The organism is Pseudomonas sp. RW407 (genome assembly GCF_003176655.1).
GTDB lineage: Bacteria > Pseudomonadota > Gammaproteobacteria > Pseudomonadales > Pseudomonadaceae > Pseudomonas > Pseudomonas delhiensis.
The window spans coordinates 1555258-1575307 of sequence record NZ_QGSL01000106.1 but is presented as its reverse complement, the minus strand read 5'-3'; the positions used below and the strand labels follow the sequence as shown (position 1 = coordinate 1575307).

Below are 20050 nucleotides of genomic sequence, written 5' to 3'. Positions count from 1 at the left end.
CTGTTCGCGAGCAAGCTCGCTCCTACGAAAAGAAATCCCCCGCCCATGACTTTCCTTCAGGCAAAAAAAGACCCGGCGATGAGCCGGGTCGAAACCGTGATTAGCCTGATGAGGAGATAATCTGATCGTCCGACTGCGGTGGCCGCTCAGCTTACCGACTGGCCTCGCGACCAGTTGAGTTAATAATAACAATTATCATTCGCGAGTCAACGCTTTTTTCATCGCTCCGGCATTTCCCGGCGAACGGTCATGGGGAGGGGCGCCTGGAAAAATCGCGGGCAAAAAAAGACCCGGCGGTGAGCCGGGTCTAAAACCGTGATTAGCCTGATGAGGAGATAATCTGATCGTCCGACTGCGAGTAGGGCTCTCAGCTTACCCGCCGACCTCGCGGCCAGCCGTGGTAATAATAACTATTATCATTTGTGAGTCAACAGCATTTCGCAAAAAAATTTCGCCATGCAGAAACGACGAAGCCCGGCGCATGGCCGGGCTTCGTCCTGGGGCTTCGGCTGGCGCTAGCCGGCGCCGAGCTGCAGGCGCAGCTGGGTGACCTCGCGGTTGAGCAGGTCGATGCGCCGCGCCATGCCCTCGATCAGGCTGTGGGCGATGCGCGGGTTGCTCTGCATCAGGCTGAGGAACTGGTCCTTGGGGATCACCATCACGGTGCAGGGCTCGCTGGCGACCACGCTGGCGCTGCGCTTCTCGCCGGTGAACACGGCCATGGCGCCGAAGATCTCGTCCTTCTGCACGTCGCCGACCTTCTGCCCGTCGACGAAGGCCTCGGCGTGGCCCTCGATGATGATGAACACGTGCTCGGCGTCGTCGCCTTGCTGGATCAGCTGGTCGCCGGCGGCGAAGTGGCGGAAGCCGGTGGAGGGGCGGATGTCCGGCTGCTTGAGGTGCGCCAGGGCATCGGAAAGCAGCGCGGTGTGGCCGATCAGGTAGTGCAGGAACAGCTCCTGGCGCTGCTCGTCGGCGTGGATGTGGTGGAACACGTCGCTGCGCGAGTAGGGGATCAGGCACAGCGGCTCGTCGCTGGTGTAGCGGCACGGCGGCAGGTCGATGCCCTGGCGCAGGCCCACCAGGTCGCCCTCCTGCAGGTAGAACAGCGGGCGTTCGTCGACCAGCGCGTGGAGCAGGCCGTTCTCGATCAGGAACAGCTGCTGGTTGGGCAGCTCGGCCGCCAGGTCGTCGGTACGTTCCAGGCGGATGGGCTCCGCGCAGGGGGCGAGGCCGGAAAGCAGCTGGGCGGGAATCCCCTGCAGGCGGCTGATCAGCTGGTCGGCGTATGCCGGTTGTTCACCGAGTAGGTACATGGGCCGTGATTCCTTGGACGGACGTTGGCGGTCGAGGCGCACGAAGGGCCCTGAAACGATAGGGTTCTGGCCCGCTGCCGTAAATCATTTCCTGGAAGGCTTGTGAGCTAACTCTGATTCCTTTGGGGGAAAGTTTCCAACTGGCCCAGCAGGTCGGCCTTGTGCGCCGGTGGCAGGTCGTTCCAGTGGACATCCAGCAGGGCCCCTTCGATGGCATAGAGCAGTACCTTGGAGGCCCTGAAGCCGCGGGCCCGAACGGCGCGGTAGGCGCCGACCGCCCCCAGGCGGCGCAGGTCGGAAACGTTGTGGATGCCCACGGCGTGCAGCCATTGGGCCGAGGTCTTGCCAAGATTCTTCAGATGCAGCAGTTCGTCGTTCATCGTCGGTCCTTGCGATGCGGCACACGGGGTGGGTCATGCATGGCGGCGACGGCCGTGAACTGCTGGAGACGGCCGGCTCACTTGACGATGAAGTGTAGCGGGCCGGTGGCGGGACAATGTGGCTTTGTGACATCGGCGGGCGCCAAAGCGCCCTCGGCGTGACGAACGGCAGCCCGGGCATACTCGACGCCCGGGCTGGAGCCGGTTCTCAGAGGCCCGGCAGGCGCTGGCGGATGCTGCTTACCAGGGTGTCCAGGCTGGCGCTGTCCTGGGTGTCGACGCGCTTGCTGTGGGCCTGCTCGTCGGCGTCCAGGGCCTCGCGCCCGGCCTGCTGGGCCTGCACCACCTCGAGGGTGGCGTCGGACGGGTCACCGCCCTGCGCCTGGCGCTGGGCCAGCCAGCTGGCGATCACGTTTTCCGGCGCCTGGCAGTCGAGGATCAGGTAGGGCACCCCGGTGTCGTCGGCGATGTGGCGCGCGGCCTGGCGCTGGGCGTGCTTGAGGAAGGTGGCGTCGAGCACCACCGGGTAGCCGGCGCGCAGGATGTCGCCGGCCAGGGTGTTGAGGCGCTCGTAGGTGGCCGCGCTGGATTCGGCGTTGTAGATGCCGCCTTCCAGGGCGCCACGCTGGGCGTCCTGCTGTTCGCCGAACAGGCGCTTGCGCTCCACGTCCGAGCGCAGGCGGATGGCGCCCAGGGCTTCGACCAGGCGCAGCGCCACCGAGCTCTTGCCCACCGCGGAAACGCCCATGGTCAGGGCCAGGAAGCGCGAGGGGATGGCGCTGTAGCTCTCCGCCAGGTTGGCGTAGTTGCGGTACTGGCGCAGGGTCGCGGCCTTCTGCACGGCGTCGTGCTGGTGGGCCAGGCTGAACAGGGCGATCTTGGCCCGCACCAGGGCGCGGTAGGCCTTGTAGAAGTTGAGGATTTCCAGGGACTGGTAGTCGCCGGTCAGCTCCAGGTACTGGCTGACGAAGCGCCGCGCGTGGCATTTCAGGCCGCGGTCCTCGAGGTCCATGGCGAGGAAGGCGTAGTCGGCGCAGACGTCGGTGAAGCGGAACGGCTCGTTGAACTCGATGCAGTCGAACAGCACCACCTGGCCGTCGATCAGCGCGGCGTTGCCCAGGTGGATGTCGCCGTGGCATTCGCGGACGAGGCCGTTCGCCTTGCGCGCCTGCAGCAGCGGCTCCAGGCGGGCGTAGGAGCTTTCGGCCCAGGCTTCCAGGGCATCCAGCTGCAGCAGGTCGGCCTTGTCGCCGAGCAGCGGGCGGATCTGCTCGAAGTTCTGCCGCACCGGCGCCATCACCGCCTCGGCCGACCCCAGCGGGTTGTCCTGCGGGACCTGCGGGGTGCGCAGGTGGAAGCCGGCGATCTGCTTCGCCAGGGCGTCGATGTGCGCGGAGGTCAGTTCGCCGCGCGCCTGCACTTCGCTGAGCAGCGCGTTCTGCGGGAATTCGCGGCACTTGAGCGCGTATTCGATCGCGGGGCCTTCGCCGCCCAGCTGCGGCGCGGCCTCGCTGCCGGTGATCGGCAGCACGTCCAGGTACAGGCCCTCGGTGAGGCGCTGGTTCAGGCGCAGTTCTTCCTCGCAGAAGTGCTTGCGCGCGGCGAGGTCGGTGAAGTCGAGGAAGCCGAAGTTCACCGGCTTCTTGATCTTGTAGGCGTACTGGCCGGTGAGCAGGACCCAGGAGATGTGGGTTTCGATGACCCGCACCTGCTCCACCGGGTGGGGGTACAGGGCAGGGTTCTGCAGGGCAGCGATCAGAGTCTGGCTCACGGGATATTGTCCTTGGCTGTCCGGATTCGGGAGGCAGGCATTATGGCGGCATCGCCGGTGGCTGCAAACTTGCGCGGCGCCACAGGCAACCAATCGGCCGGGCGCTGGTCGAAGCTGCGTCGCCATGGCCGGGGCCCCGCCGCGTGCCCGCGACAGAGCCCGGACGCCGCCTCGCTCGGCGTCTGTCCCCTGTGGATAAAGTACGTATAATGCGCCGCCATGACGCGTCCCCGATCCCCCCGTTCCCGTAAGAATCAAAAGCCCGCTCCGTCGCGCAAGTGGCTGGGCTGGCTGCTCAAGCTCAGCCTGGTCGGCCTGGTCGTGCTGGCCGGTTTCGCCGTGTACCTCGATGCGGTGGTGCAGGAGAAGTTCTCCGGCAAGCGCTGGACCATCCCGGCCAAGGTCTATGCCCGGCCGCTGGAGCTGTTCGTCGGCCTGAAGCTGAGCAAGGACGACTTCCTCCAGGAGCTCGGTGCCCTGGGCTACCGCCGCGACGGCGCGGTCAGCGGCCCGGGCATGGTGGCCGTCTCCGGCGGCACCGTCGACCTCAACACCCGCGGCTTCCAGTTCTACGAGGGCGCCGAGCCCGCGCAGCGCATCCGCGTGCGCTTCTCCGGCGACTACGTGGCCGGCCTGTCCCGCGCCGACGGTGCCAAGCTGGACGTGGCGCGCATGGAGCCGCTGCTGATCGGCGGCATGTACCCCTCGCACAACGAGGACCGCATCCTCATCAAGCTGGACGAGGTGCCGCCGTACCTGGTCGACACCCTGGTGGCGGTGGAAGACCGCGACTTCTGGTCCCACCACGGCGTATCGCTGAAGTCCATCGCCCGCGCCGTCTGGGTCAACGCCAGCGCCGGGCAGCTGCGCCAGGGCGGCAGCACCCTGACCCAGCAGCTGGTGAAGAACTTCTTCCTGACCAACGAGCGCAGCCTCAGCCGCAAGCTCACCGAAGCCATGATGGCGGTGCTGCTGGAGCTGCACTACGACAAGCGCGAGATCCTCGAGGGCTACCTCAACGAGGTGTTCCTCGGCCAGGACGGCCAGCGCTCGGTGAACGGCTTCGGCCTGGCCAGCCAGTACTTCTTCAGCCAGCCGCTGTCCGAGCTCAAGCTGCCGCAGATCGCGCTGCTGGTGGGCATGGTCAAGGGACCGTCCTACTACAACCCGCGGCGCAACCCGGAGCGCGCGATGGAGCGGCGCAACGTGGTGCTCGACGTGCTCGCCGAGCAGGGCGTGATCACCCCCGAGCAGGCCGCGGCGGCCAAGCAGGCGCCCCTGGGCGTGACCCGCCAGGGCAGCATGGCCAACAGTTCCTACCCGGCGTTCCTCGACCTGGTGAAGCGCCAGCTGCGCCAGGACTACCGCGAGGAAGACCTGACCGAGGAAGGCCTGCGCATCTTCACCAGCTTCGACCCCATCCTGCAGTACAAGGCGGAAACCGCGGTCACCGAGACCTTCAAGCGTTTCGCCGGGCGCAAGGGCCTGGACCAGACGGAAACCGCGATGGTCGTGACCAACCCGGAGACCGGCGAGGTGCAGGCGCTGATCGGCAGTCGCGACTCGCGCTTCGCCGGCTTCAACCGCGCGGTGGACGCCACGCGGCCGATCGGCTCGCTGGTCAAGCCGGCGGTCTACCTGACCGCCCTCGAACGGCCCAGCCAGTACACCCTGACCACCTGGATCCAGGACCAGCCGTTCTCCATCAAGGGCAAGGACGGCCAGGTGTGGACGCCGAAGAACTACGAAGGCGATTCCAACGGCACCATCTTCCTCTACCAGGGGCTGGCGCGTTCGCTGAACCTGTCCACCGCCAAGCTGGGCCTGGACCTGGGCGTGCCCAACGTGCTCAAGACCCTCGAGCGCCTGGGCGTGCAGGTGGACTGGCCGGCCTACCCGTCCATGCTGCTGGGCGCCGGCGCCATGACGCCGATGCAGGTGGCGACCATGTACCAGACCATCGCCAGCGGCGGCTTCAACACCCCGCTGCGCAGCATCCGCAGCGTGGTCGCCGCCGACGGCCAGCCGCTCAAGCGCTATCCATTCCAGGTCCAGCAGCGCTTCGACTCGGGCTCCATCTACCTGCTGCAGAACGCCATGCAGCGGGTGATGCGCGAAGGCACCGCGCGCTCGGCCTACAACCAGCTGCCGTCGAACCTGACCCTGGCGGGCAAGACCGGCACCACCAACGATTCCCGCGACAGCTGGTTCTCCGGCTTCGGCCAGGACCTGCTGGCGGTGGTCTGGCTGGGTCGCGACGACAACGGCAAGACACCCTTCACCGGCGCCACCGGCGCGCTGCAGATCTGGACCAGTTTCATGCGCAAGGCCGACCCCCTGCCGCTGGACATGCCGGTGCCGGATAATGTCGGCATGGCCTGGGTCGATCCGCGTACCGGCCAGGGCAGCGACGCCAATTGTCCGGGCGCCGTGCAGATGCCCTATATTCGCGGAAGCGAGCCGGCGCCGGGCGCCGGCTGTGGTAACAACCAGCAGACGCCGGCCGGCGAGGTCATGGACTGGGTCCGTGGCTGGCTGAATTGAGGCGAGAGGATTCGAAGTGAGAAACGCATGGTTTGCCGTGGCTGCCGCCGCGGCCGTGCTGTCCGGCTGCGCCACCCCGCAGCAGGGCGCTATCCCGGTGCAGGATTCCGGCACCTCGGTGTCCAACCAGGAGCGTGTCGGCTATTCCAATGCCAACCGCCCGGCCTATGCCAACACCGCGCCGAGTGCGGCGTCGCAGCCGGCCGGTGATTCCGGCGTGACCGTGATGGTGCCCCAGGATGCCGGCATGGCGCCGATCCAGGCCTTCCCGGCGCAGACCGGCACGGCGCCTATCTCCACCGGCCCGGCCACCCCCGGTACGCAATATGGCGGCGCCCCGGCGGCGCCCGCCGGCAGTGCGCCGAGCAACATCAGCGCCACCGGCGGCTTCAGCCAGCAGACCTACCAGCAACCGGTCTACCAGCAGCAACAGCCCAGCTACCAGCAGCAGGCCCCGGCCGCGCCGGTGCAGGCGCCGTCCGGCATTCCCTCGCGCAACGCGCCGCTGGCCGCCGACGAGCAGCTCGATGGCCCGGTCCTGGCGCTGCTCACCACCGCCCAGCAACAGCAGGGCAGCGGCGACCTCAACGGCGCCTCGGCCAGCCTGGAGCGCGCCCAGCGCATCGCTCCGCGCGAGCCGCAGGTGCTCTACAAGCTCGCCCAGGTACGCCTGGCCCAGGGCGACGCCGCCCAGGCCGAGCAGGTGGCCCGCCGCGGCCTGTCGCTGGCCAACGGCCGGCCGACGCTGCAGGCCAGCCTGTGGGACGTGATCGCCAAGGCCCGCGAGGCCCAGGGTGACGCGGCTGGCGCAGCTACCGCGCGGCAGAACGCCAAGGCGACGCTGTGATGGACGGCCGCCTGCCTGCCATCGCCGACCAGCTCCTGCTGATCGAGCGGGAACTGCGTGCGCTGGCCATGTGGGAAGAGCAGTCGCCTTCGGACGAGGCGCTGGCCAGCCAGGAGCCGTTCTGCGTGGATACGCTGGAACTGGAGCAATGGCTGCAGTGGATCTTCCTGCCGCGGATGAAGCTGATCATCGAGAGCGGCGCGGACCTGCCGCACGCTTCGGGCATCCGCTCCATCGCCGAAGTGGTCTACGCGAACGAGGGCGAGCGCATGCTCACCCTGTTCGAGGCCCTGGGCGAGTTCGACCGGCTGATCGGCGAGGCGCCCTGAGCCACGCCGGTCAGTTGCAGTTCTTCTGCAGGTCCTGCTCGGTCTGGGTGATGCGGGCCTGCCGTTCTTCTTCCGGGATGCGTCGCATCTCGCCGTCGTCGTCGGCCACCCGTACCCGCGGGTTGTTCTTCAGCTGTGCCAGGTTGGTCCGCAGGGTGTCGCAGTAGCGCGCACGCTCGGCCTCCTGCTGGGCGACTTCCTGGCGCACCTTTTCGTCGGCCGCCTTCTGCTTGTCGCTGGCCGAGGGCGCGGCCGCCGGGGCCGGCCTGGGTGGCAGCGGGAAGCCCGAGGGCGGCGGGGCGACCTTGGTGTCCACGGTGGCGGCTTCGGTGCCCTGCGGCGGCTGCGCGCCGAAATGCGTGACACCCTGGGCGTCGACCCACTTGTATACCTGGGCGGCCATCAGCGGAGCACTCAGGGCGAACATCAGGGCGCCCATCACAATCGTCCGTCGCATGCGGTTTCGGTCCTTGGATGCGGAAACTGCGGGTAACTATAACCAAAAGTGTCGATGCGTCCGCAGAGAAAGATCACAACCTGCGTCAGACACAAATCCATATATGGCTTGACTTGACGCGGCCGAATCAGAAGAATCCAAGGTTCGCTGCAGTGGGCCGGCCGCAAGCTGGTTTTACTCGGCAGACAAGAGGCGCTACCCGCGCCGCTAAGTTTCACCCTGCTTCGCGTTACCTCGCGCTGGGTGGAGGCCCTCCGTAACACACCAGGTGCGCCTCCAAGTTCTGCTCATTCGGCAGTCGACGTAGCCGGCGATTACATTCGCCCAATTGTCTGCCGGGCAGCCAACCAAGTTTCGGTCCCCCGCCCCTGGGAGATCGTTTAGCGTTCTAGAGGTGACAACGTGGAGCTTTTATCCGGCGCTGAAATGGTCGTCCGCTCGTTGCGTGACGAAGGCGTTAAGTACATCTACGGGTACCCGGGCGGTGCCCTCCTGCACATCTACGACGCTCTCTTCAAAGAGAACGAAGTGACCCACATCCTGGTGCGTCACGAGCAGGCCGCTACCCACATGGCCGATGGCTATGCGCGCGCCACCGGCAAGCCCGGCGTGGTCCTGGTGACCTCCGGCCCGGGTGCGACCAACGCCATCACCGGCATCGCCACCGCCTACATGGACTCCATCCCGATGGTGGTGATCTCCGGCCAGGTCGCGAGCAACATGGTCGGCACCGATGCCTTCCAGGAAACCGACATGGTCGGTATCTCCCGGCCGATCGTGAAGCACAGCTTCATCATCAAGCATCCCTCGGAAATCCCCGAGGTGATCAAGAAGGCCTTCTACATCGCCCAGTCCGGCCGTCCGGGCCCGGTGGTGATCGACATTCCGAAGGACATGGGCGATCCGACGCAGAAGTTCGAGTATTCGTATCCGAAGAAGGTCAAGCTGCGCTCCTACAGCCCCGCGGTTCGCGGTCACTCCGGCCAGATCCGCAAGGCCGCCGAGCTGCTGCTGTCGGCCAAGCGCCCGATCATCTACGCCGGTGGCGGCGTGATCATGGGCAATGCCGCCGAGCCGCTGACCGAAGTGGCGCGCCTGCTCAACGTCCCGGTGACCAACACCCTGATGGGCCTGGGCGGTTTCCCCGGCAACGATCGCCAGTTCGTCGGCATGCTCGGCATGCACGGCAGCTACACCGCCAACCTGGCGATGCACCACGCGGACGTGATCTTCGCCGTCGGCGCGCGCTTCGATGACCGTGTCATCAACGGCGAGACCGCCGCCAAGTTCTGCCCGAACGCCAAGATCATCCACGTCGACATCGACCCGGCCTCGATCTCCAAGACCGTCAAGGCCGACATCCCGATCGTCGGTCCGGTGGACAGCGTGCTGGCCGAGATGGCCACCATCCTCAAGGAAATCGGCGAGACCCCGAACAAGGAAGCCCTGGCCGCCTGGTGGAAGCAGATCGACGAGTGGCGCGGTAACCGCGGCCTGTTCCCCTACGACAAGGGCGACGGCAGCATCATCAAGCCGCAGAGCGTCATCGAGACCCTCTGGGAAGTCACCGGCGGCGACGCCTTCGTGGCCTCCGACGTGGGCCAGCACCAGATGTTCGCCGCCCAGTACTACCGCTTCAACAAGCCCAACCGCTGGATCAACTCCGGTGGCCTGGGCACCATGGGCTTCGGTTTCCCCGCGGCCATGGGCGTGAAGCTGAACTTCCCGGAGGCCGACGTGGCCTGCGTGACCGGCGAAGGCAGCATCCAGATGAACATCCAGGAGCTGTCGACCTGCCTGCAGTACGACCTGCCGGTGAAGATCGTCAACCTGAACAACGGTGCGCTGGGCATGGTCCGCCAATGGCAGGACATGCAGTACAACAGCCGCTACTCGCACTCCTACATGGAATCCCTGCCTGACTTCGTCAAGCTGGCCGAGGCCTATGGCCACGTCGGTATGCGCATCACCGACCTCAAGGACCTGAAGCCGAAGATGGAAGAGGCGTTCGCCATGAAGAACCGCCTGGTCTTCCTCGACATCCAGGTCGATACCAGCGAGCACGTCTACCCGATGCAGATCCGCGGCGGTGCGATGCGCGACATGTGGCTGAGCAAGACGGAGCGTACCTGATCATGCGACACATCATTTCCCTGCTGCTGGAAAACGAACCCGGCGCGCTGTCCCGCGTGGTCGGCCTGTTCTCCCAGCGCAACTACAACATCGAGACCCTGACCGTGGCGCCGACCGAGGACCCGACCCTGTCGCGCCTCACCCTGACCACGGCCGGCCATGACGAAGTCATCGAGCAGATCACCAAGAACCTCAACAAGCTGATCGAGGTGGTGAAGCTGGTGAACCTGTCGGAAAGCGCCCACATCGAGCGCGAGCTGATGCTGGTGAAGATCAAGGCCACCGGCGCCCAGCGCGCCGAGGTCAAGCGCACCACCGACATCTTCCGCGGGCAGATCGTCGACGTCACCAGCAGCGTCTACACCGTGCAACTGGCCGGCACCAGCGACAAGCTCGACAGCTTCATCCAGGCCATCGGCACCGCTGCGATCATCGAGACGGTGCGGACCGGGGTGACCGGCATCGCCCGTGGCGACAAGACTCTCAGCATCTGAATTTGAAAGACGGCCCACGAGGCCACTAGACCAGGGGAATTACCCAAATGCGCGTTTTCTACGATAAAGACTGTGACCTCTCCATCATCCAGGGCAAGAAAGTTGCCATCATCGGTTACGGTTCCCAGGGCCATGCCCATGCCTGCAACCTGAAGGACTCCGGCGTCGACGTCACCGTCGGCCTGCGTTCGGGCTCGCCGTCCGCCGTCAAGGCGCAGAACCACGGCCTGAAAGTGGCCGACGTGGCCAGCGCCGTCGCTGCCGCCGACCTGGTCATGATCCTGACCCCGGACGAGTTCCAAGGCCGCCTGTACAAGGAAGAGGTCGAGCCGAACCTGAAGAAGGGTGCCACCCTGGCCTTCGCCCACGGCTTCTCCATCCACTACAACCAGGTCGTACCGCGTGCCGACCTCGACGTGATCATGATCGCGCCGAAGGCCCCGGGCCACACCGTGCGCTCCGAGTTCGTCAAGGGCGGCGGCATCCCTGACCTGATCGCCATCTACCAGGACGCTTCCGGCAACGCCAAGAACGTCGCCCTGTCCTACGCCTGCGGCGTCGGCGGCGGCCGCACCGGCATCATCGAAACCACCTTCAAGGACGAGACCGAAACCGACCTGTTCGGCGAGCAGGCCGTTCTGTGCGGCGGTTGCGTCGAGCTGGTCAAGGCCGGTTTCGAAACCCTGGTCGAAGCCGGCTACGCGCCGGAAATGGCCTACTTCGAGTGCCTGCACGAACTGAAGCTGATCGTCGACCTCATGTACGAAGGCGGCATCGCCAACATGAACTACTCGATCTCCAACAACGCCGAGTACGGCGAGTACGTGACCGGCCCGGAAGTCATCAACGCCGAATCCCGTGCTGCCATGCGCAATGCCCTCAAGCGCATCCAGAACGGCGAATACGCCAAGATGTTCATCAGCGAAGGCGCCACCAACTACCCGTCGATGACCGCCTACCGCCGCAACAACGCGGCCCATGGCATCGAAGTCATCGGCGAGCAGCTGCGCGCCATGATGCCCTGGATCGCCGCCAACAAGATCGTCGACAAGTCCAAGAACTAAGGGCTTTCCGACACTCGAAGAAACGCGGCTCCGGCCGCGTTTTTTCGTTCTTGCGCAGGGTTCTGGTATAAAGCCTGTGCGCCAGGGCGTCCGTGCCCCGCGCTCGATCGTATTCCGCTGAGTTCCCTAAGGAAGTCTCCATGAGTGAAGGTCCCGAGGAGCCGAACAAGGCCTCCGAAGAAACCGAAAGCCTGCTGCCCATCGACGAGCACGTCGAGGAAGGGCACGACGCCGACGGCCGCAAGGTCCGCCACCGCGGCATCTACCTGCTGCCCAACCTGTTCACCACCGCGGCGCTGTTCACCGGCCTGTACGCCATCATCAACGCCATGAGCGGCGACTTCTCCAATGCCGCCATCGCCATCTTCGTCGCCATGGTCCTGGATGGCCTGGACGGTCGCGTCGCGCGCCTGACCAACACCCAGAGCGCGTTCGGCGCCGAGTACGACTCGCTGTCGGACATGGTCGCCTTCGGCGTGGCCCCGGCGCTGGTCGCCTTCGAATGGGCGCTGAGCAGCCTGGGCAAGGTCGGCTGGATGGTCGCCTTCATCTACGTGGCCGGTGCCGCGCTGCGCCTGGCACGCTTCAACACCCAGGTGGGCAAGGCCGACAAGCGCTACTTCATCGGCCTGGCCAGCCCGGCCGCCGCGGCCCTGGTGGCCGGCACCGTGTGGGCCTTCGCCGACTTCGAGATCCAGGGCGCCAAGGTCTCCCTGCTGGTCGCGCTGATGGTCGCCGCCGCCGGCATGCTGATGGTCAGCAACATCAAGTACCACAGCTTCAAGGACCTCGACCTGCGTGGCCGCGTGCCCTTCGTGGCGATCCTGGTGGTGGTGCTGGCCTTCGCTGTGGTCTTCACCGACCCGCCGCGCATCCTGCTGCTGCTGTTCCTCGCTTATGCCGCGTCCGGTCCGGTGCAATACTTGTTGCAACTGCGCCGCCGTCGTCGCCCGAGCTGATGTAATTTCCCCCGGGCTTCGCAGTCTATTGGCGCACACAGCCAGTCGTTGCGGAGCCCGCCATGCTGATCCGTATTGCCCGACCTTCCGATTGCCATGAATCGGAAGTCACTCCCGAAGCCCTCTACCTTTCCCGCCGCCGTTTCCTCGCCGCCAGCGCGGCAGGCGCCGCCCTTGCCAGCCTGCCGGCCATGGGGCAGGCCGACCCCTCCCGCTACGCCGATGTGGACGCTGCCGCGAGCACGCCCGGCTGGTTCAACGAGAAGCTGCCGACGGTCCAATGGGATGCCGTCACCGTGCAGGGGGAGAGCATCACCCCCTTCAAGGATGCGACCACCTACAACAACTTCTACGAGTTCGGCCCGGACAAGGGCGACCCGGCCGCCAACGCCGGCGCGCTGAAGACCGAACCCTGGTCGGTGGTGATCGATGGCGAGGTGGCGAAGCCCGGCAAGTACGCCCTCGAGGACTTCATCAAGCCCTACCGCCTGGAAGAGCGCATCTATCGCCTGCGCTGCGTGGAGGCCTGGTCCATGGTCATCCCCTGGATCGGCTTCCCGCTATCGGAGCTGATCAAGCGCGTCGAGCCGACGGGCAATGCCAGGTACCTGCGCTTCGAGACCCTGGTCGACCGCGAGCGCATGCCCGGCGTGCAATCCAACTTCGCCCTGATCGACTGGCCCTACGTGGAAGGGCTGCGGATGGATGAGGCCATGCACCCCCTGGCGATTCTGGTCGTGGGCATGTATGGCCGCGTCCTGGCCAACCAGAACGGCGCGCCGCTGCGCCTGATCGTGCCCTGGAAGTACGGCTTCAAGGGCGCCAAGTCGATCATCCGCATCAGCTTCGTCGCCGAGCAGCCGAAGACCACCTGGGAAAGCCTGGCGCCCGACGAGTATGGCTTCTATGCCAACGTCAACCCGACGGTGGACCACCCGCGCTGGAGCCAGGCCCGCGAGCGGCGCCTGCCCAGTGGACTATTCAGCCCCAATGTTCGTCCCACCCTCATGTTCAACGGCTACGCCGACGAAGTGGCCTCGCTGTACGCGGGGATGGACCTGAGGAAGAACTACTGATGCAGATGCGCAATCCCGTGTGGCGCGCCAGCGTATTCCTGCTGGCGCTGTCGCCGCCGCTCTATTGGCTGTACCAGGCCTGGGTCTTCGCCCTGGGGCCGGACCCGGGCAAGGTGCTGGTCGACAACCTGGGGCAGGGCGGCCTGGTCCTGTTGCTGCTGACCCTGGCCATGACCCCGCTGCAGAAGCTGACGCGCTGGAACGGCTGGATCCTGGTGCGCCGGCAGCTCGGCCTGTGGTGCTTCACCTATATATGCTTGCACCTGTGCGCCTATTGCGTGTTCATCCTCGGCCTGGACTGGGCGCAGCTGGGTGTCGAATTGCGCAAGCGGCCCTACATCATCGTCGGGGCCCTGGGCCTTCTCTGCCTGCTGCCCCTGGCGCTGACTTCCAACAAATACAGCATGCGCAAGCTGGGTAGTGGCTGGAAGAAACTGCACCGGCTGGTCTATCTCATCCTCGCCCTTGGCCTGCTGCATATGTTGTGGGTCGTGCGTTCGGACCTCGAACGCTGGTCGTTGTATGCCGCCGTGGGCGTATTCCTGCTGTTGCTGCGCCTACCGCCGGTGGCGCGGCAACTGCCGGCGCTACGAGCCCGTTTCGCATCGCGCTGAAGATTCTTTCAGAAAAGTGTTGACGGGCATTCTGAAGTCCCTATAATGCGCACCACTCCCAGCGACGAAGCGCTGAAAGAGCTTGAAAATCAAGCACTTAAGCAGGTTCGAAGTTGGGGTGGTGATCAGGCAGGTGCTTCACTTGCCGCCTTTCGGTTCGATAGCTGCTCCGGCAGCGGGCCGAAAAGGAAGATCGCCGAGGTGCTTGACAGCGAGTTTGAACGCTGTAGAATGCGCCTCCCGCTGACGAGAAGCTTAGGCCGATCGAAAGCGCAAGCGGTTGAGTAGGAACGAAAAATTCTGAAAATAACGCTTGACGGAATAAGAGGTTGGCGTAGAATGCGCGGCCTCGGTTGAGACGAAAGAATCAACCACTGCTCTTTAACAAGTTGAATCAAGCAATTCGTGTGGGTGCTTGTGGGTTAAGACTGGTGATCGCAAGATTATCAGCATCACAAGCAACACTCGTGAATTCGAGAGTTTTTTGCGATTGCTGAGCCAAGTTTAGGGTTTTCTCAAAACCCGATCAGTATTGAACTGAAGAGTTTGATCATGGCTCAGATTGAACGCTGGCGGCAGGCCTAACACATGCAAGTCGAGCGGATGAAGGGAGCTTGCTCTCTGATTCAGCGGCGGACGGGTGAGTAATGCCTAGGAATCTGCCTGGTAGTGGGGGACAACGTTCCGAAAGGGACGCTAATACCGCATACGTCCTACGGGAGAAAGTGGGGGATCTTCGGACCTCACGCTATCAGATGAGCCTAGGTCGGATTAGCTAGTAGGTGGGGTAATGGCTCACCTAGGCGACGATCCGTAACTGGTCTGAGAGGATGATCAGTCACACTGGAACTGAGACACGGTCCAGACTCCTACGGGAGGCAGCAGTGGGGAATATTGGACAATGGGCGAAAGCCTGATCCAGCCATGCCGCGTGTGTGAAGAAGGTCTTCGGATTGTAAAGCACTTTAAGTTGGGAGGAAGGGCTGCAAGTTAATACCTTGTAGTTTTGACGTTACCAACAGAATAAGCACCGGCTAACTTCGTGCCAGCAGCCGCGGTAATACGAAGGGTGCAAGCGTTAATCGGAATTACTGGGCGTAAAGCGCGCGTAGGTGGTTTGGTAAGATGGATGTGAAATCCCCGGGCTCAACCTGGGAACTGCATCCATAACTGCCTGACTAGAGTACGGTAGAGGGTGGTGGAATTTCCTGTGTAGCGGTGAAATGCGTAGATATAGGAAGGAACACCAGTGGCGAAGGCGACCACCTGGACTGATACTGACACTGAGGTGCGAAAGCGTGGGGAGCAAACAGGATTAGATACCCTGGTAGTCCACGCCGTAAACGATGTCGACTAGCCGTTGGGATCCTTGAGATCTTAGTGGCGCAGCTAACGCGATAAGTCGACCGCCTGGGGAGTACGGCCGCAAGGTTAAAACTCAAATGAATTGACGGGGGCCCGCACAAGCGGTGGAGCATGTGGTTTAATTCGAAGCAACGCGAAGAACCTTACCTGGCCTTGACATGTCCGGAATCCTGCAGAGATGCGGGAGTGCCTTCGGGAATCGGAACACAGGTGCTGCATGGCTGTCGTCAGCTCGTGTCGTGAGATGTTGGGTTAAGTCCCGTAACGAGCGCAACCCTTGTCCTTAGTTACCAGCACGTTATGGTGGGCACTCTAAGGAGACTGCCGGTGACAAACCGGAGGAAGGTGGGGATGACGTCAAGTCATCATGGCCCTTACGGCCAGGGCTACACACGTGCTACAATGGTCGGTACAGAGGGTTGCCAAGCCGCGAGGCGGAGCTAATCCCAGAAAACCGATCGTAGTCCGGATCGCAGTCTGCAACTCGACTGCGTGAAGTCGGAATCGCTAGTAATCGTGAATCAGAATGTCACGGTGAATACGTTCCCGGGCCTTGTACACACCGCCCGTCACACCATGGGAGTGGGTTGCTCCAGAAGTAGCTAGTCTAACCTTCGGGGGGACGGTTACCACGGAGTGATTCATGACTGGGGTGAAGTCGTAACAAGGTAGCCGTAGGGGAACCTGCGGCTGGATCACCTCCTTAATCGAAGATCCCGGCTTTCTCATAAGCTCCCACACGAATTGCTTGATTCACTGGTAAGCGACGGTTAGGCAACCCTATATGGGTCTGTAGCTCAGTCGGTTAGAGCGCACCCCTGATAAGGGTGAGGTCGGCAGTTCGAATCTGCCCAGACCCACCAATCGTTGGAAAAGAGGGGGCCATAGCTCAGCTGGGAGAGCGCCTGCTTTGCACGCAGGAGGTCAGGAGTTCGATCCTCCTTGGCTCCACCATCTCCGCATCGTCGAAAGCTCAGACATGAATGTTCAAGGTGTTGAACGAACATTGATGTCTGGTCTTTGTGCCAGAACCGTTCTTTAAAAATTTGGGTATGTGATAGAAGTAGACTGAATGATCTCTTTCACTGGGGATTGTTCAAGTCAAGGTAAAATTTGCGAGTTCAAGCGCGAATTTTCGGCGAATGTCGTCTTCACGTTCGAGACGTATGACCAGATTGCTTGGGGTTATATGGTCAAGTGAAGAAGCGCATACGGTGGATGCCTTGGCAGTCAGAGGCGATGAAAGACGTGGTAGCCTGCGATAAGCTTCGGGGAGTCGGCAAACAGACTTTGATCCGGAGATCTCTGAATGGGGGAACCCAGCCAGCACAAGCTGGTTATCACACACTGAATCCATAGGTGTGTGAGGCGAACCAGGGGAACTGAAACATCTAAGTACCCTGAGGAACAGAAATCAACCGAGATTCCCTTAGTAGTGGCGAGCGAACGGGGACTAGCCCTTAAGCTTCTTGGAATCTAACAGAACGCTCTGGAAAGTGCGGCCATAGTGGGTGATAGCCCCGTATGTGAAAGGTTCCAGGAAGTGAAATCGAGTAGGACGGCGCACGTGAAACGTTGTCTGAACATGGGGGGACCATCCTCCAAGGCTAAATACTACTGACTGACCGATAGTGAACCAGTACCGTGAGGGAAAGGCGAAAAGAACCCCGGAGAGGGGAGTGAAATAGAACCTGAAACCGTATGCGTACAAGCAGTGGGAGCCCACGTTGTTGGGTGACTGCGTACCTTTTGTATAATGGGTCAGCGACTTATATTCAGTGGCGAGCTTAACCGAATAGGGGAGGCGTAGCGAAAGCGAGTCTTAATAGGGCGTTTAGTCGCTGGGTATAGACCCGAAACCGGGCGATCTATCCATGAGCAGGTTGAAGGTTAGGTAACACTGACTGGAGGACCGAACCCACTTCCGTTGAAAAGGCAGGGGATGACTTGTGGATCGGAGTGAAAGGCTAATCAAGCTCGGAGATAGCTGGTTCTCCTCGAAAGCTATTTAGGTAGCGCCTCACGTATCACTCCAGGGGGTAGAGCACTGTTTCGGCTAGGGGGTCATCCCGACTTACCAAACCGATGCAAACTCCGAATACCTGGAAGTGTCAGCGTGGGAGACACACGGCGGGTGCTAACGTCCGTCGTGAAAAGGGAAACAACCCAGACCGTCAGCTAAGGTCCCAAAGTTATGGTTAAGTGGTAAACGATGTGGGAAGGCTTAGACAGCTAGGAGGTTGGCTTAGAAGCAGCCACCCTTTAAAGAAAGCGTAATAGCTCACTAGTCGAGTCGGCCTGCGCGGAAGATGTAACGGGGCTCAAACCATACACCGAAGCTACGGGTGCATCGCAAGATGCGCGGTAGAGGAGCGTTCTGTAAGCCTGTGAAGGTGAGTTGAGAAGCTTGCTGGAGGTATCAGAAGTGCGAATGCTGACATGAGTAACGACAATGGGAGTGAAAAACTCCCACGCCGAAAGACCAAGGGTTCCTGCGCAACGTTAATCGACGCAGGGTTAGTCGGTCCCTAAGGCGAGGCTGAAGAGCGTAGTCGATGGGAAACAGGTTAATATTCCTGTACTTCTAGTTACTGCGATGGAGGGACGGAGAAGGCTAGGCCAGCTTGGCGTTGGTTGTCCAAGTTTAAGGTGGTAGGCCGAACACTTAGGCAAATCCGGGTGTTCAAGGCCGAGAGCTGATGACGAGCTTTCTTTTAGAGAGCGAAGTGGTTGATGCCATGCTTCCAGGAAAAGCTTCTAAGCTTCAGGTAACTAGGAACCGTACCCCAAACCGACACAGGTGGTCGGGTAGAGAATACCAAGGCGCTTGAGAGAACTCGGGTGAAGGAACTAGGCAAAATGGCACCGTAACTTCGGGAGAAGGTGCGCCGGTGAGGGTGAAGTATTTACTGCGTAAGCCCACGCCGGTCGAAGATACCAGGCCGCTGCGACTGTTTATTAAAAACACAGCACTCTGCAAACACGAAAGTGGACGTATAGGGTGTGACGCCTGCCCGGTGCCGGAAGGTTAATTGATGGGGTTAGCGAAAGCGAAGCTCTTGATCGAAGCCCCGGTAAACGGCGGCCGTAACTATAACGGTCCTAAGGTAGCGAAATTCCTTGTCGGGTAAGTTCCGACCTGCACGAATGGCGTAACGATGGCGGCGCTGTCTCCACCCGAGACTCAGTGAAATTGAAATCGCTGTGAAGATGCAGTGTATCCGCGGCTAGACGGAAAGACCCCGTGAACCTTTACTGTAGCTTTGCACTGGACTTTGAGCCTGCTTGTGTAGGATAGGTGGGAGGCTTTGAAGCGTGGACGCCAGTTCGCGTGGAGCCAACCTTGAAATACCACCCTGGCATGCTTGAGGTTCTAACTCTGATCCGTTATCCGGATCGAGGACAGTGTATGGTGGGCAGTTTGACTGGGGCGGTCTCCTCCTAAAGAGTAACGGAGGAGTACGAAGGTGCGCTCAGACCGGTCGGAAATCGGTCGTAGAGTATAAAGGCAAAAGCGCGCTTGACTGCGAGACAGACACGTCGAGCAGGTACGAAAGTAGGTCTTAGTGATCCGGTGGTTCTGTATGGAAGGGCCATCGCTCAACGGATAAAAGGTACTCCGGGGATAACAGGCTGATACCGCCCAAGAGTTCATATCGACGGCGGTGTTTGGCACCTCGATGTCGGCTCATCACATCCTGGGGCTGAAGCCGGTCCCAAGGGTATGGCTGTTCGCCATTTAAAGTGGTACGCGAGCTGGGTTTAGAACGTCGTGAGACAGTTCGGTCCCTATCTGCCGTGGACGTTTGAGATTTGAGAGGGGCTGCTCCTAGTACGAGAGGACCGGAGTGGACGAACCTCTGGTGTTCCGGTTGTCACGCCAGTGGCACTGCCGGGTAGCTATGTTCGGAATAGATAACCGCTGAAAGCATCTAAGCGGGAAACTAGCCTCAAGATGAGATCTCACTGGGGACTCGATCCCCCTGAAGGGCCGTCGAAGACTACGACGTTGATAGGTCGGGTGTGTAAGCGCTGTGAGGCGTTGAGCTAACCGATACTAATTGCCCGTGAGGCTTGACCATATAACACCCAAACAATTTGTGTGTTGATTGGTGAAGTCGACGAACCGAAAGTTCGTGAGAACCGCAAAGACCTGTCACATACCCGAATCGGGATGAGCGTGAGCGCAAGCCACGGGCATCCGAAAGAATTGCTTGACGACCATAGAGCGTTGGAACCACCTGATCCCATCCCGAACTCAGTAGTGAAACGACGCATCGCCGATGGTAGTGTGGGGTTTCCCCATGTGAGAGTAGGTCATCGTCAAGCACCTATCCCAAAACCCCTGATCAGCCTGGCTGGTCGGGGGTTTTGCTTTGGCGCGGGGAAAACCAATCGCGGACAAGGTCCGCTCCTACGCCATGCCCACCTCCGGCTCCCCCTGTAGGCGCGCGCCCTGCGCGCGAATCGCGGGCAGGGCCCGCTCCTACAGTTACCCATGTGCGCCATGTGCCCGTAGGAGCGGATCTCATCCGCGATCCGGCCGGCAGGTCGGCGGTTTTCCCAGCGCGCTATTACGGCGGCAGTTGTGTTTCCGGTGACGCCGTTCCCTCTCCCCAGCCCTCTCCCGCAAGCGGGAGAGGGGGCCGTTCGGCGTTCTGTGTCAGCCTGGAACATCGGTTCGAATACGCAATCGCAGGG

13 protein-coding genes, 2 tRNA genes and 3 rRNA genes are annotated in these 20050 nt (G+C 62.2%); 14 read left to right on the top strand and 4 right to left on the bottom strand.

Going from position 1 to position 20050, the window contains the following annotated elements; translation table 11 throughout:
• Positions 1-515: 515 nt before the first annotated feature.
• The 3 genes from DK254_RS23795 to DK254_RS23785 form a co-directional block, all read right to left on the bottom strand.
• Entirely contained in the window at positions 516-1316 is an 801-nt protein-coding gene (locus DK254_RS23795) for a Crp/Fnr family transcriptional regulator (RefSeq protein ID WP_089390268.1), read from the bottom strand.
• Positions 1317-1423: 107 nt separating this feature from the next.
• Entirely contained in the window at positions 1424-1696 is a 273-nt protein-coding gene (locus DK254_RS23790) for a TfoX/Sxy family protein (RefSeq protein ID WP_089390269.1), read from the bottom strand.
• A 208-nt stretch (positions 1697-1904) separates the two neighbouring features.
• Positions 1905-3467, bottom strand: a complete 1563-nt coding sequence (locus tag DK254_RS23785; RefSeq protein ID WP_109935749.1) for an AAA family ATPase — start codon at positions 3465-3467, stop codon at positions 1905-1907.
• A 219-nt stretch (positions 3468-3686) separates the two neighbouring features.
• On the opposite strand from DK254_RS23785, the gene mrcB reads away from it, so the two are divergent.
• The 3 genes from mrcB to DK254_RS23770 are packed head-to-tail and all read left to right on the top strand — an operon-like array spanning position 3687 to position 7187.
• A complete protein-coding gene (gene mrcB / locus DK254_RS23780; protein WP_109935748.1) occupies positions 3687-6011 on the top strand; it encodes a penicillin-binding protein 1B in 2325 nt (774 codons plus the stop codon).
• A 16-nt stretch (positions 6012-6027) separates the two neighbouring features.
• A complete protein-coding gene (locus DK254_RS23775; RefSeq protein WP_109935747.1) occupies positions 6028-6858 on the top strand; it encodes a tetratricopeptide repeat protein in 831 nt (276 codons plus the stop codon).
• Positions 6858-7187 (top strand): YqcC family protein, encoded by a 330-nt coding sequence (locus DK254_RS23770; RefSeq protein ID WP_109935746.1) that lies wholly within the window; start codon positions 6858-6860, stop codon positions 7185-7187. Before DK254_RS23775 ends, DK254_RS23770 begins: the two co-directional genes overlap by 1 nt.
• A gap of 10 nt (positions 7188-7197) precedes the next feature.
• Here DK254_RS23770 and DK254_RS23765 read toward each other — a convergent pair whose 3' ends face one another.
• A complete protein-coding gene (locus DK254_RS23765) occupies positions 7198-7644 on the bottom strand; it encodes a DUF4124 domain-containing protein (RefSeq protein ID WP_089390274.1) in 447 nt (148 codons plus the stop codon).
• A 402-nt stretch (positions 7645-8046) separates the two neighbouring features.
• Between DK254_RS23765 and DK254_RS23760 the strand changes: the two genes are divergently transcribed.
• The 11 genes from DK254_RS23760 to rrf all read left to right on the top strand — a co-directional run bounded on the left by DK254_RS23760 (position 8047) and on the right by rrf (position 19678).
• Positions 8047-9777, top strand: a complete 1731-nt coding sequence (locus tag DK254_RS23760; RefSeq protein ID WP_109935745.1) for an acetolactate synthase 3 large subunit — start codon at positions 8047-8049, stop codon at positions 9775-9777.
• A gap of 2 nt (positions 9778-9779) precedes the next feature.
• Positions 9780-10271, top strand: a complete 492-nt coding sequence (gene ilvN / locus DK254_RS23755; protein WP_009612939.1) for an acetolactate synthase small subunit — start codon at positions 9780-9782, stop codon at positions 10269-10271.
• Positions 10272-10318: 47 nt separating this feature from the next.
• Entirely contained in the window at positions 10319-11335 is a 1017-nt protein-coding gene (gene ilvC, locus DK254_RS23750) for a ketol-acid reductoisomerase (RefSeq protein ID WP_089390276.1), read from the top strand.
• A 140-nt stretch (positions 11336-11475) separates the two neighbouring features.
• Complete coding sequence (pssA, locus tag DK254_RS23745) at positions 11476-12294, top strand: CDP-diacylglycerol--serine O-phosphatidyltransferase (RefSeq protein WP_089390277.1); 819 nt, start codon at positions 11476-11478, stop codon at positions 12292-12294.
• A gap of 62 nt (positions 12295-12356) precedes the next feature.
• Positions 12357-13370, top strand: coding sequence for a protein-methionine-sulfoxide reductase catalytic subunit MsrP (gene msrP, locus DK254_RS23740; protein WP_109935744.1), 1014 nt, complete (start codon positions 12357-12359; stop codon positions 13368-13370).
• A 5-nt stretch (positions 13371-13375) separates the two neighbouring features.
• A complete protein-coding gene (msrQ, locus tag DK254_RS23735) occupies positions 13376-13984 on the top strand; it encodes a protein-methionine-sulfoxide reductase heme-binding subunit MsrQ (RefSeq protein WP_109935841.1) in 609 nt (202 codons plus the stop codon).
• Positions 13985-14518: 534 nt separating this feature from the next.
• Positions 14519-16055 (top strand): 16S ribosomal RNA (locus DK254_RS23730).
• Positions 16056-16135: 80 nt separating this feature from the next.
• A tRNA-Ile gene (locus DK254_RS23725) sits at positions 16136-16212 on the top strand.
• 15 nt (positions 16213-16227) lie between these two features.
• Positions 16228-16303 (top strand) — tRNA-Ala (locus DK254_RS23720).
• A 237-nt stretch (positions 16304-16540) separates the two neighbouring features.
• A 23S ribosomal RNA gene (locus DK254_RS23715) occupies positions 16541-19431 on the top strand.
• Between the two features lie 131 nt (positions 19432-19562).
• A 5S ribosomal RNA gene (rrf, locus tag DK254_RS23710) occupies positions 19563-19678 on the top strand.
• Together the 16S, 23S and 5S rRNA genes with 2 tRNA genes alongside form the textbook arrangement of a ribosomal RNA operon.
• Positions 19679-20050: the final 372 nt, after the last annotated feature.

Coding starts and splice junctions, on each gene's coding strand:
- ilvN (WP_009612939.1), top strand. CDS start 9,780: ATGCGACACATCATTTCCCTGCTGCTGGAAAACGAACCCGGCGCGCTG.
- msrQ (WP_109935841.1), top strand. CDS start 13,376: ATGCGCAATCCCGTGTGGCGCGCCAGCGTATTCCTGCTGGCGCTGTCG.
- DK254_RS23770 (WP_109935746.1), top strand. CDS start 6,858: ATGGACGGCCGCCTGCCTGCCATCGCCGACCAGCTCCTGCTGATCGAG.
- ilvC (WP_089390276.1), top strand. CDS start 10,319: ATGCGCGTTTTCTACGATAAAGACTGTGACCTCTCCATCATCCAGGGC.
- pssA (WP_089390277.1), top strand. CDS start 11,476: ATGAGTGAAGGTCCCGAGGAGCCGAACAAGGCCTCCGAAGAAACCGAA.
- mrcB (WP_109935748.1), top strand. CDS start 3,687: ATGACGCGTCCCCGATCCCCCCGTTCCCGTAAGAATCAAAAGCCCGCT.
- msrP (WP_109935744.1), top strand. CDS start 12,357: ATGCTGATCCGTATTGCCCGACCTTCCGATTGCCATGAATCGGAAGTC.
- DK254_RS23795 (WP_089390268.1), bottom strand. CDS start 1,316: ATGTACCTACTCGGTGAACAACCGGCATACGCCGACCAGCTGATCAGC.
- DK254_RS23790 (WP_089390269.1), bottom strand. CDS start 1,696: ATGAACGACGAACTGCTGCATCTGAAGAATCTTGGCAAGACCTCGGCC.
- DK254_RS23765 (WP_089390274.1), bottom strand. CDS start 7,644: ATGCGACGGACGATTGTGATGGGCGCCCTGATGTTCGCCCTGAGTGCT.